This window comes from Pontibacterium sp., assembly GCF_041587635.1.
In the GTDB taxonomy this organism is placed as follows: Bacteria; Pseudomonadota; Gammaproteobacteria; order Pseudomonadales; family Balneatricaceae; genus Pontibacterium.
In genome coordinates this window covers 1-11,499 of record NZ_JBFGYC010000064.1, presented here as the reverse complement: position 1 = coordinate 11,499, position 11,499 = coordinate 1, and the positions used below count along the sequence as shown (strand labels likewise).

The following is an 11,499-nucleotide window of genomic DNA, read 5'->3' as shown; positions in this document are numbered from 1 at the left end:
CTGAAATATTGCGACGGACTGCTGAATTTGATTGCTCAGCGCAATTCAAACCTTGGCCGAGTAATGCTGCCATCACAACGAATGGTATATGAGATACGATTTATAAGGAGCATTCGACACTGTTTGAGCCTAATTAGAAAAGACCCTTCCCAGGACGAAGAACTAAAAGAAAGAATAGAGACTATTTACAACATAAAGTCCCAAAACCTTAAAAGAGAGATATGGAACGGAATCTTTGGATCAAATGAAGTGGCTGCCAACTTCTCACGCAGCGAACCCCCAATACCGATTGAAGGCGAAGTAGGCTTTACGGCAACATATGCTGTATTCCTGCAGTTTCAACGCCTCGCCAACCTAGATCCCGAACATCAGGATAAAGACCCACTAGAGTTTCTTGACGATATAGAAACCAGCTACAAAACACTCAACACCAACCGCTACGGCTCACGATTTCTGAAATCCTTAGCACTCTTAACAGAAACAATGGAGAGCACTGGCCATGCCATCAATACACGACTCGACCAAAAACCATTTTGCCACCCGGGACACCAATCACAGAAACGCACGATTCTCAGCAATGTATTCAGAAAATTTTATAGCCAGAAATTCCAACCATATCTCTCACGCGTTCACCGCAACGGTGAAGAATGGTTATCGATACAAGCCAACATTTTTGACTTACTCGAACCAACTCCCGAAATGAGTCGATATTTTACGCAGGTTCTGTCCATGACAAATGAACATGGGATGTGGCAACAATACATACGCGCCAGAGATGAACACACTGCGGCATGGCAGCGCATACTGCGCCAATGCAACCTAATGCCCGGTGGTCAAAACGAAAAAGGGCGCCAAGAAAAGGCGCCCGGATAGATCACTTGTTCATTGAGAGGAGCGCTTCAAGCTTATTATTCATACGCTCTTTCTTTTCTTGCTCGCGCTTCTGCTCACGACGAGCCTGATTGATCTCTTTCAACTTACCTTTTGTATGCTGAGCTTCTTCAGCAGTCACACTACCCGAAGCCTCACCATTGATATCAATACGATCAGCACCATCCTGCAACGAACGCAAATAGTTCAGTGAACGAACATAACTTGCCAGCGCACGTTTAATCTTGTTTTTCGCCACCTTCTCATCTGCAATCAGGTCATCCTGAATGCCGATTTTCAATGGACGCACGTTCTTGCGATCAAACGCATTTGGATAAGCTTCGGAAAGCTGCTGAAGTGCCGCCAGATTTGCTGCACGATTCTTCGACTTAGCTTTTGGAGTTACGACGTCATTCACCTTATTGGCCTCAATTCGATTGCCGCGCCGCTCCTCTTCAGCGCTGAGCATCCGTTCCAGTGTTTCAATTAATTGATTGGTATCTTTACATAGCTGGGCGATATTACTAACCATTCCTGTCAGTCAGACCCTTTACGAATGTAATACTCAAATATATCGCCATTTACCTGCTGCTCTACCAAATCATGGCCGAGAAAGGAGCAAAATTTAGGTATATCGCGCTGCGTGGAGGGATCCGTAGCAATCACATGCACTATCTGACCATCTACCATGTCACGCACTTTGTTGTGCAACAACATCACGGGCTCAGGACAATATAGCCCTTGAGCATCCATTTCATGGTCCACTTTAAAATCTGTCATCATGCCACTCTTAACTGCAGAAGCCCTATTGTCTCAAATTACCCAGATGAGGCAAAGGATGTTTGCCGGGAAAGTCGCTTTTTCTCTGTTTCTGACACATTATTAGTACGTTTTATATCAAGAATAACAGGATGCAGTATCGCTCAATGAGGAGGCTACTATGATCCGAGTAATTATCGAACGCCACATCGCCGACGATCTGGCTGAGTATTATGAAAAAGCAGCGCGCAACACGCTACAACAAGCCATGAATGCCCACGGCTTTATTTCAGGTGAAGCACTACATAATGCCAACGATGCCAACCATCGTTATGTCATTGTCACCTATCGAACGATCCAGGACTGGCAACGCTGGTACGGATCACCGGAACGCAAAGAGATGATGGAGGCGATCCACCCCATGCTAGATCGCGATGAGAAAATCACGATCCTTCAGCACTAACGCCTTCACAAACTGGGGCGCTCACATAAATGGCGCCCCTGGATATCAACCCTTCCGTCTTATAGAAGACGCAAAGAACAGGTAACTTCTTCCCGATCATGGTAGAGCTGCTTTGTGCGCAATTCGTACGCTACGCCCGCCTCTGTCATTCGATCAGAAATCAGATTCAAGCAACCAACCGTTTCCTGATAACGCTGCTTCATCGGCAATTTCAGGTTAAATATAGCTTCGCGACAATAACCATTAAGAAGCCAGTCAGATGCCAACGCCGCGGTGCGAATCGGCTTTTCCACCACGTCACAAACCATTAGATCAACCGTTTTATCAGGTACAAACTGATACGCATCTTCCTCTGCGTGAATCACCTGCCCACTTTCCATCAAATCGTCGTTCATTGGCCCATTATCAACAGCCGTTACGAACATACTGCGATTAACAAGCTGCCACGTCCAACCACCAGGCGCAGCACCCAGATCCACTGCAGAGCCGCCCAAAGGAATTCTCTCATCCCACTTAGCCGACGGTATAAACCAATGCCAGGCCTCCTCAAGCTTCAGCGTCGAGCGACTCGGTGCCTGCTTTGGAAACTTCAACCTTGGTATGCCCATTAACCACGGAGCAGAGTTATTCACAGGCGCAATTCCTACATAAATCTCGCTGCCTGATAAGACAAACAATTGAAGGCGGGTATTTCGCGCCTCCTTACGCTTGGACAGCTTTCCTTTTTTGCGCATGTGCTGCGCCAATGCCGAGCCAAACTTTCGACAAAAAGTACCGAGCTCCCGCCCCTCCGTCGTATCAGGCTGCTCTACCCAAAGCTCAACACACTCGGGATAGCCATCAAGTACCTCGCTTAATTGACCGATACGATCATTTGCATCCAACACCTGCAGATCGCCACACGCGGTCCACTGCCTGACAAATATAAGTGAGCGAAAGTCGACTTTATCCACAACCACGCGCGCATCACCATCCTGCTGACAAGTGAATAGCACATAGCCATCATGGGGCTTTAGCTGACAATATCCGTAGACACCAACCTCCGCCGCCCGATCAGTTATTTCTGCAGCCGCTTCTTTTTCAAATCCTGGGCGACACTGCAACACCAGACGACAAAATTCGCTCAACTAACTATCTCCTTAACTCTTTGCGCAATCTGCTCCAAATGCACTGCCTGACTATAGCCCGATGCTTTACGGGGCTTGAGATCATGATCCCCATCTTCCAGCCAATGCAAATGAACTGATTCTGAAAGCGCGTAGTGTAACACCTCTTCTCGATTTCCCATCGCATCCCGAGTGCCCTGAAAAATATATACAGGCTTCTCGATATCCAGAAGATGCTCAGTACGCAAACTCTCAGGTTTACGCGGCGGATGAAATGGATAACCAAACGCGAAACAAGCCTTAGCATCGGTTTCATCCAACAACATCGACGCAACCCGCCCACCCATCGATTTCCCCGCGATATAAACGGGTAGTTTCGTGGTCTCAATGAGGCTTTCAATTCGTTGTTTATAATGGGCAAGCAATATAGGCATACGATCTGGAGGACGCTTTTTTCCGTCTTCACGCCTTTTCGTCATATAGGGGAATTCAAACCGGAGAACCTGCAATCCCTTAGCCGCCAACAACTCATCCATCTGCAGCATAAACGGATGATCCATTCCCGCACCCGCACCGTGCGCAAACAACACAATACCCTGACAAGAATTACCTTTATCAAACATGAGCTTAGTACCTTGGTAGCAGACGAAGACGGATCATACCTATTTCTCCAGCTTGATCTACATCAAGTAAAGAACCGAAAAGGCCCGCAACAGACATTTAAAAAGCACGCCTAAAGTACTAAAAAGGCCATTATATTCACCATAATCATATATATATTACCTATTGGAATAAACATATAACCCTTAAATTACAACAACTTACAACCCAATCAAAATATAAAAAACTACTACCAGAGTGCTACAGCGTCTATTTCGCAGGTGCGACAATTCGTCCCAATTTTTGTTCCATTTACATTGAAAATTAGTGCCCATTTCCACATAATTGCGCCTGAACTCTAATTTCTTTAATTAGCTTGTTGATGAGAGCCTGAGCATGAGCACAGCAACTGAACACCCCACCTACAATTATAAAGTGGTGCGCCAGTTCGCCATCATGACAGTGGTTTGGGGTATCGTCGGTATGACCGTCGGTGTCCTGATCGCTGCCCAGTTGGTTTGGCCAGCACTAAACTTTGACATCCCATGGCTGACATACGGCCGTTTACGTCCATTACACACCAATGCTGTAATCTTTGCATTTGGTGGTTGCGCGTTGTTCGCAACTTCTTACTACGTGGTACAGCGTACCTGCCAGACCCGCCTATTTGGTGGTGGCCTGGCCGCGTTCACGTTCTGGGGCTGGCAGGCTGTAATCGTCGCTGCTGCAGTTACCCTGCCACTGGGTCTGACCTCTTCTAAAGAGTATGCAGAGCTGGAATGGCCAATCGATCTGCTGATTGCGATCGTATGGGTTTCCTACGCTATTGTTTTCCTCGGCACGGTTAAAATGCGTAAAACCTCCCACATCTACGTGGGCAACTGGTTCTACATGGCATTCATCATCACCGTTGCAGTCCTGCACATCGTAAACAGCGCAGCAATGCCTGTTTCCCTGTGGAAGTCTTACTCTGTATACCCAGGTACTGTCGATGCGATGGTTCAGTGGTGGTACGGTCACAACGCGGTAGGCTTCTTCCTGACTGCAGGCTTCCTGGGCATGATGTACTACTTCGTACCGAAGCAGGCTGAACGTCCGATCTTCTCTTACCGTCTGTCCATCGTTCACTTCTGGGCTCTGATCGCGACTTACATGTGGGCTGGTGGTCACCACCTGCATTACACCGCACTGCCAGACTGGACCCAGTCTGTAGCAATGGTTATGTCCCTGATCCTGCTGGCTCCATCTTGGGGTGGTATGATCAACGGTATGATGACTCTGTCCGGCGCATGGCACAAACTGCGTACAGACCCAGTTCTTCGCTTCCTGGTTGTATCTCTGTCCTTCTACGGTATGTCTACGTTTGAAGGCCCTATGATGTCCATCAAGACTGTAAACGCTCTGTCCCACTACACTGACTGGACTGTTGGTCACGTACACGCGGGTGCATTGGGTTGGGTTGCGATGATTTCTATCGGTGCTGTTTACCACATGCTTCCACGCCTGTTCGGTAAAGCTCAGATGTACTCTGTTGGCCTGATCAACACGCACTTCTGGCTGGCAACTATCGGTACTGTACTGTACATCTGCGCGATGTGGGTTAACGGCATCTTGCAGGGCCTGATGTGGCGTGCAGTAAACGAAGACGGCACTCTGACCTACAGCTTCGTAGAAGCTCTGGAAGCATCTCACCCTGGCTACTTCGTACGCTGGTTGGGCGGCATGTTCTTCCTGACAGGCATGGTTCTGATGGCGTTCAACACCTGGCAGACTGTTCGTAAAAACAGCACTGCACCTGCAGCTGACGCTGCAGCACAGGCAGCTTAAGGTCATAGGAGCAGATAGAAATGATCAAACACGAAACGATTGAAAAGAATATCGGCCTTATGATCCTACTGATCATCCTTGTGATCAGTGGTGGTGGTCTGGCTGAAATCGTACCTCTTTTCTTCCAGTCCTCTACAACTAAGCCAATCGACGGTTTGCGCACCTACTCTGCGCTGGAGTTCGAAGGCCGCGACATCTACATCCGTGAAGGTTGTAACGTATGTCACTCTCAGATGATCCGTCCATTCCGTGCGGAAACTGAGCGTTACGGTCACTTCTCCACTGCCAACGAGCACGTTTGGGAACACCCATTCCTGTGGGGTTCTAAGCGTACTGGTCCAGACCTGGCTCGTGTAGGTTCTCGTTACTCTGATGACTGGCATCGTGCTCACTTGTACAACCCTCGTGACGTTGTACCTGAGTCCAAAATGCCTTCTTACCCATGGCTGTTTGAAAACAAGCTGACTGGCTCAGATACAGCCAAGAAGCTTGAAGTTCAGCGCATGCTGGGCGTTCCTTTCTCCGACGAAGCAATCGCCGGTGCACAGGAAGCTGTACAGGGTAAATATGAAATTGATGCGCTGGTAGCATACCTTCAGTCTCTGGGTAAACTGCACAACAACTACGACAAAGTGCGGTAGGCAACCTGTGAGTTACGATGTTTATGGTCCTTACATTGTGGTGGTAATGCTCATCACTTTCCTGGCCTTGTTCGCATGGGTGTTACACCCGAAGAACAAGGCAGGGTTTGATGATGCAGCAAACCTGCCCTTCGAAGATGACGACGAAGACAACAATGCGAAGGCCGATAACGGGAGAATCGAAAAATGAGTGCTTTTTGGAGCGCGTGGGTAACTGTTATTACCCTGGCAGTCATTCTTGGCTGTACTTGGTTGCTGCTGGCGACTCGCAAGAGCGAGACGCACAAGGAAGCAACTGATCAGACACTGGGTCACGAATTTGACGGCATTGCAGAGTACGATAACCCTCTGCCACGCTGGTGGTTCCAGATGTTCATGGCGACTGTGATCTTTGGTCTGGCTTACCTGGCTCTGTACCCAGGTCTGGGTAGCTTCCAGGGTCTGCTGGGCTGGTCCTCTACCGGTCAGTGGGAAGAGGAAATGGCGCACGCAGAAGAACAGTACAAGCCTGTATTTGCTAAATACGCGGCAATGTCTGTTGAAGAACTGCAGCAGCCAGGTAACGAAGCCGGCCTGAAAATGGGTCAGCGCATGTTTGCCAACAACTGCTCTCTGTGTCACGGATCTACCGGTTCTGGCGCATACGGCTTCCCTAACCTGACCGATAACGATTGGCTGTATGGTGGCGACGCTGCGACTATTAAAGCCACTATCGCTAACGGTCGTAACGGCGGCATGCCTCCTTGGGGCGCTGTACTGGGCGAAGAAGGCGTACGTGACGTTTCCAGCTACGTGCTGAGCCTGAGCGGTCAGGAAGTTGATGCTGACTCCGCTGCAAACGGTAAAGCTCAGTTCCAGGCTCTGTGTACTGCTTGTCACGGTGCGGATGCTACCGGCATGCTGGCACTGGGTGCACCTAACCTGACCGATAACATTTGGCTGTACGGCGGTTCTTTCGAGAAAGTTGCCCACACCATTCGTAACGGTCGTAACGGTGTAATGCCTGCGCACAACACTCTGTTGAACGAAGACAAGATCCACCTGATCACTGCTTACGTTTACAGCCTGTCCAACAAATAAACGCTTGGACTGACAAAAAAAGGCGATATGATCTAAATCATATCGCCTTTTTTATTGGACGGTTTATAATATTCGAAAGTGCTAATGAACCAGTCAAGATCAGGCTCAAAGGCATGTGAGGTTATTTTTTATAGCGGTGAGCACCCCAATGAATCAGATACCAGTTCAAGATGTCACACCTAAGAAATCTGGTAATGGCAATAAGAACAAAGAGGACTTTGATCTTTACGCCAAACGCGAACATATCCACGTAAAATTCTACAAAGGTCTGTTCAAGAATTTCCGCACAATCACCAGCGCGATGATGCTGGTTGCGTTCTACGCTTTCTCCTGGATTCAATGGGATGGTCGTCAGGCCGTTCTGTTTGATCTGCCAAGTCGTCAGTTTCATGTTTTTGGCATGACATTCTGGCCCCAGGATTTTATGTTGCTATCCTGGCTACTCATTATATTGGCCTTCACGCTGTTCTTTGTAACCGCGTTTGCCGGTCGACTATGGTGCGGTTACGCTTGCCCACAATTTGTATGGACATGGTTTTTTATCTGGGCAGAACGGGTTACCGAAGGTGATCGAAACGCACGCATTAAGCTCGATAAATCACCCTGGAGCAAAAACAAACTAATCAAAAAGACTGCCAAGCATATCCTTTGGTTAACGATTGCCATTACATCAGCGATTGCATTTGTAGGCTATTTCACCCCTATCCGTGAACTGGTTCCTGCAGTACTCAGCTGGGACTTGGGACCGTGGGAAACTTGGTGGCTGGGCTTCCTTGCAGTAGCAACCTATGGCAATGCAGGCTGGCTGCGCGAGCAGGTATGTATCTACATGTGCCCTTACGCTCGCTTCCAAAGCGTCATGTTCGATCAGGACACTCTCATTATCTCCTACGATGAGAAACGCGGCGAAAATCGTGGCAAGCGCAAAAAGAACGCCGACTATAAAGAGCAAGGTCTCGGCGACTGCATCGACTGTAATGCTTGTGTACACGTCTGCCCTGTCGGTATTGATATTCGTGACGGTCTGCAATATGAGTGTGTAGCCTGCGGTGCCTGTGTTGACGTCTGTGACTCAATGATGGATCGCATGGGATACGAACGCGGTTTAGTACGATATACCACCGAGCATGCGCTCGATGGCAATGTCACAAAACTGTTCCGCCCTCGCCTGATTGGCTACTTTGCCGCACTGATGGCCATGTGCCTGGCGTTCGGCTACACACTGATGAGCCGCATCCCTCTGGAAGTAGACATCCTGCGTGACCGTGGCCAGCTATACATTGAAAATTCCCAAGGCAAGATTGAAAACGTATACACCCTCAAAATTGCCAACAAGGAACAGGTTGACCACCAATACCGAATCACCATCATGGGCCTGGACGGACTAGAGATGATCGGTGCAAGTCTTGTGAACATTCAGTCAGGTGAACTACTTGACCACCCTGTTCGCCTGCAGATCGAACCGAAGTACCTGAGCAAGCCGAACTATGACATTAAGTTCAAAGTGGAAGCGATCGATGACGATACTATCGTAATCGAAGAAGAAAACCGCTTCATTGGCCCAGCCCCGCGACGTTAAGTCGCACCTATAAGCTCGCGCCAACAATCACTAAATAGTGGTAGAATAGCCGCGTCGCACACTGCGATGCGGCTATTTTTTTGAGTATATTGATACCGACCAAATAACCCGGCATTAGCAGTAAGTATATAAAGCACAGGGCTCCCTTTCAGGCACATTCCTGTATACACTTCGGCCATCCCGACTTCAGTCATTCAGATTTACAAGAGATATCGATGAGTAAAGAAAATCCAGCAATCGCCCCTTGGTATAAACAGCCTTGGCTGTGGTTTATTCTGGCACCACTGATCGCCGTATTTATTTACGGATTTGCGTTCTTATATATCTCTATCGTCACCCACGATGGCATTGTTAAAGATGACTACTACAAGCAGGCCCGCGGTTATCACGTTGATGATACACGTCAACAATACACACGCGAACTGGGCCTGGAAGGCGATCTGATATTCGACCTGCTGACCGGTGACGTTGTCGTTCAACTTAAAGGCGAGCTATCCCCACTGCCAGAATTCCTGTCACTTGGAATCATTCACCCTACGCACAAAAACTATGATCAAACTCTGACATTGCGTCATCAACCTGGGACACCAAACTACCTTGGCAGCCTGAAGGGTAAGATTTTGGGCAAGCGCTATATGACGCTCACCCCCGCTGATGAAACATGGCGTTTGCGAGCAGAAATTACCGTTGGCGCACAACAGGCCAAAGACCCGGACGCTCCGGTTAAAGCCACACTTTCAGCGTCAGAATAATCGATGAACAGCTCCCTCGCGCCTTCTCAGGCAACGACCGAAGGCTGCTTTCATTGCGGGCAAGATGTCCCCGCGGGAAGCAGCTTTGTCACCGTCATTGATGAAAAGCCACGATCAATGTGTTGCCCCGGCTGCCAAGCCGTCGCCCAAACCATTGTAGAAAGCGGACTGGACAACTTTTACAAACATCGTGAAACCGCTTCTTACACACCCGATTTATCGCTTAAATCTGTATCAGATGCCCAACTGAGCGAACTGGCGCTTTATGATCAGGAATCGGTGCAACGCGACTTCGTCGTGACTAAAGAAGATGGCGTAAAAGAAGCCACTCTGGTCATCGAGGGAATTACCTGTGCAGCCTGTATTTGGCTGCTCGAGCATCATCTGAAGAAACAATCGGGCGTGGTAAAAGTGAGCGTAAACCTCACTAACCACCGTGCTCGTATTAGCTGGGATTCAACATCACAGGTACTCAGTTTATTACTCGCTGAGATATACCGGATAGGCTATCAGGCTCACCCTTATCATCCAGATAAGGAAGAGCAGCTACTGGAACAGGAAAGAAAACGCGCCACACGCCGCTTAGGGGTTGCAGGTATCGGCATGATGCAAGTCATGATGATCGCTGTCGCGCTTTATGGTGGTGCCATTCAAGGCATCGAAGGTAAGCATGTCACCTTCATGCGCTGGGCCAGCATGGTGATTGCGACACCCGTCATTCTATATGCCGCTCGGCCCTTCTTTGTCGCAGCGTTACGGGACCTTCGTACACGCCACTTAAGCATGGATGTTCCTGTTTCGATTGCTGTCGGCGGCGCCTATCTGGCAAGTATCTGGGCCACGGTAACCGACAGTGGAGAGGTGTACTTTGACTCTGTCACTATGTTCACTTTCTTCCTGCTTATTGGCCGTTATCTGGAAATGCAGGCACGTCACCGTACGGGCCGTGCAGGCAATGCCATGCTCAACCTATTGCCCGCAAGCGCTATCAAAATCGTCGATGGCGAAGAGACCATGGTTCCGGCAAAAGAGCTAAGCATTGGCGATCAGGTTCTCATTAAACCCGGACATACCGTACCTGCTGACGGAAAAATCGTCGCAGGCAGCAGTTCGATCGATGAATCTGCGCTGACCGGCGAATACCTCCCTATTCGAAAAGGGCTCGGTGAAAACGTCATCGGCGGCACGATTAACGTTGAAAACCCGATCACACTCGAAGTGACACAGGTCGGTGCAGAAACACAGCTTTCATCCATTGTCCGCCTGTTGGAACGCGCTCAGGAAGACAAGCCCAAGGTTGCTCAGTTAGCTGACCGGTTTGCCAGTTATTTTGTCTCCGCCGTGCTTTTAACCGCGGCAACGGTAGGCTTTAGCTGGTGGCTAATTTCTCCAGAAGACGCCTTCTGGATCACGCTTTCCGTTCTGGTTGTTACCTGCCCATGCGCACTATCACTGGCGACCCCAACCGCACTGACAGCCGCAACCGGCACCCTGCGACAGAACGGCATGCTCATCACCCGTGGTCATGTATTAGAGAGCCTCGCGCGTGCTACGCATATTGTTTTTGATAAAACCGGGACGCTCACAGAAGGTAACCTGACCCTTCAGGAAACACGCTCACTCACAGATCATAAGAATGATGAGCACCTTCAGATCGCAGCAGCACTAGAGAAGCATTCTGAGCATCCGATCGCACAGGCATTCCATACAGTCGTGAGCGACTACAAAGTTGATAACCTTCAAGCGACTTTGGGTCAGGGGCTTGAAGGACTGATCGATGGCATCAAGTACCGCATCGGAAAACCAGAGTATTCCCACGGGG

General features: G+C 49.1%; 13 protein-coding genes. 9 read left to right on the top strand and 4 right to left on the bottom strand.

Annotated features, from left to right (window positions below):
• Positions 1-873, top strand: an 873-nt coding sequence (locus ABYW01_RS05575) for a DUF3080 family protein (protein WP_372831513.1), incomplete at its 5' end; no start/stop codon positions are given.
• 1 nt (position 874) lies between these two features.
• Here the strand turns inward: ABYW01_RS05575 and ABYW01_RS05570 are convergent.
• The gene (locus ABYW01_RS05570; RefSeq protein WP_372831512.1) at positions 875-1,402 is read right to left on the bottom strand and encodes a ProQ/FINO family protein; all 528 of its coding nucleotides are present in this window, start codon (positions 1,400-1,402) and stop codon (positions 875-877) included.
• Between the two features lie 5 nt (positions 1,403-1,407).
• Positions 1,408-1,650 carry a sulfurtransferase TusA gene (gene tusA / locus ABYW01_RS05565; protein ID WP_193955362.1) on the bottom strand — a complete coding sequence of 81 codons (243 nt, stop codon included), beginning with the start codon at positions 1,648-1,650 and terminating at the stop codon, positions 1,408-1,410.
• A gap of 160 nt (positions 1,651-1,810) precedes the next feature.
• Here tusA and ABYW01_RS05560 point away from each other — a divergent pair, with 160 nt between their 5' ends.
• Positions 1,811-2,092, top strand: a complete 282-nt coding sequence (locus ABYW01_RS05560; RefSeq protein WP_372831511.1) for an antibiotic biosynthesis monooxygenase — start codon at positions 1,811-1,813, stop codon at positions 2,090-2,092.
• A gap of 59 nt (positions 2,093-2,151) precedes the next feature.
• On the opposite strand, the gene rlmM is transcribed toward ABYW01_RS05560, so the two are convergent.
• Together rlmM and ABYW01_RS05550 are read right to left on the bottom strand one after the other, a co-directional pair.
• The gene (gene rlmM, locus ABYW01_RS05555) at positions 2,152-3,219 is read right to left on the bottom strand and encodes a 23S rRNA (cytidine(2498)-2'-O)-methyltransferase RlmM (RefSeq protein ID WP_372831510.1); all 1,068 of its coding nucleotides are present in this window, start codon (positions 3,217-3,219) and stop codon (positions 2,152-2,154) included.
• Complete coding sequence (locus ABYW01_RS05550) at positions 3,216-3,821, bottom strand: alpha/beta family hydrolase (protein WP_372831509.1); 606 nt, start codon at positions 3,819-3,821, stop codon at positions 3,216-3,218. The genes rlmM and ABYW01_RS05550 overlap by 4 nt, the downstream gene beginning before the upstream one ends.
• Positions 3,822-4,194: 373 nt before the next feature.
• On the opposite strand from ABYW01_RS05550, the gene ccoN reads away from it, so the two are divergent.
• From ccoN to ABYW01_RS05515, 7 genes are all read left to right on the top strand, one after another.
• Positions 4,195-5,625, top strand: a complete 1,431-nt coding sequence (gene ccoN, locus ABYW01_RS05545) for a cytochrome-c oxidase, cbb3-type subunit I (protein ID WP_372831508.1) — start codon at positions 4,195-4,197, stop codon at positions 5,623-5,625.
• A 23-nt stretch (positions 5,626-5,648) separates the two neighbouring features.
• Positions 5,649-6,266 carry a cytochrome-c oxidase, cbb3-type subunit II gene (ccoO, locus tag ABYW01_RS05540; RefSeq protein WP_371871905.1) on the top strand — a complete coding sequence of 206 codons (618 nt, stop codon included), beginning with the start codon at positions 5,649-5,651 and terminating at the stop codon, positions 6,264-6,266.
• A 7-nt stretch (positions 6,267-6,273) separates the two neighbouring features.
• The gene (locus tag ABYW01_RS05535; protein ID WP_193955368.1) at positions 6,274-6,456 is read left to right on the top strand and encodes a cbb3-type cytochrome c oxidase subunit 3; all 183 of its coding nucleotides are present in this window, start codon (positions 6,274-6,276) and stop codon (positions 6,454-6,456) included.
• Entirely contained in the window at positions 6,453-7,346 is an 894-nt protein-coding gene (gene ccoP, locus ABYW01_RS05530; protein WP_372831507.1) for a cytochrome-c oxidase, cbb3-type subunit III, read from the top strand. The genes ABYW01_RS05535 and ccoP overlap by 4 nt, the downstream gene beginning before the upstream one ends.
• A 148-nt stretch (positions 7,347-7,494) precedes the next feature.
• On the top strand, positions 7,495-8,925 hold the full coding sequence (gene ccoG / locus ABYW01_RS05525; protein ID WP_372831506.1) for a cytochrome c oxidase accessory protein CcoG: 1,431 nt from the start codon (positions 7,495-7,497) through the stop codon (positions 8,923-8,925).
• A 215-nt stretch (positions 8,926-9,140) separates the two neighbouring features.
• Entirely contained in the window at positions 9,141-9,677 is a 537-nt protein-coding gene (locus ABYW01_RS05520) for a FixH family protein (protein ID WP_372831505.1), read from the top strand.
• 3 nt (positions 9,678-9,680) lie between these two features.
• Positions 9,681-11,499, top strand: a 1,819-nt coding sequence (locus ABYW01_RS05515; RefSeq protein WP_372831504.1) for a heavy metal translocating P-type ATPase, incomplete at its 3' end; no start/stop codon positions are given.

Bases quoted from the DNA above. Each gene is read 5' to 3' on its own strand.
- ccoG (WP_372831506.1), top strand. From the start codon at position 7,495: ATGAATCAGATACCAGTTCAAGATGTCACACCTAAGAAATCTGGTAAT.
- ccoN (WP_372831508.1), top strand. From the start codon at position 4,195: ATGAGCACAGCAACTGAACACCCCACCTACAATTATAAAGTGGTGCGC.
- ABYW01_RS05550 (WP_372831509.1), bottom strand. From the start codon at position 3,821: ATGTTTGATAAAGGTAATTCTTGTCAGGGTATTGTGTTGTTTGCGCAC.
- ccoP (WP_372831507.1), top strand. From the start codon at position 6,453: ATGAGTGCTTTTTGGAGCGCGTGGGTAACTGTTATTACCCTGGCAGTC.
- tusA (WP_193955362.1), bottom strand. From the start codon at position 1,650: ATGACAGATTTTAAAGTGGACCATGAAATGGATGCTCAAGGGCTATAT.
- ABYW01_RS05520 (WP_372831505.1), top strand. From the start codon at position 9,141: ATGAGTAAAGAAAATCCAGCAATCGCCCCTTGGTATAAACAGCCTTGG.
- ABYW01_RS05570 (WP_372831512.1), bottom strand. From the start codon at position 1,402: ATGGTTAGTAATATCGCCCAGCTATGTAAAGATACCAATCAATTAATT.
- ABYW01_RS05560 (WP_372831511.1), top strand. From the start codon at position 1,811: ATGATCCGAGTAATTATCGAACGCCACATCGCCGACGATCTGGCTGAG.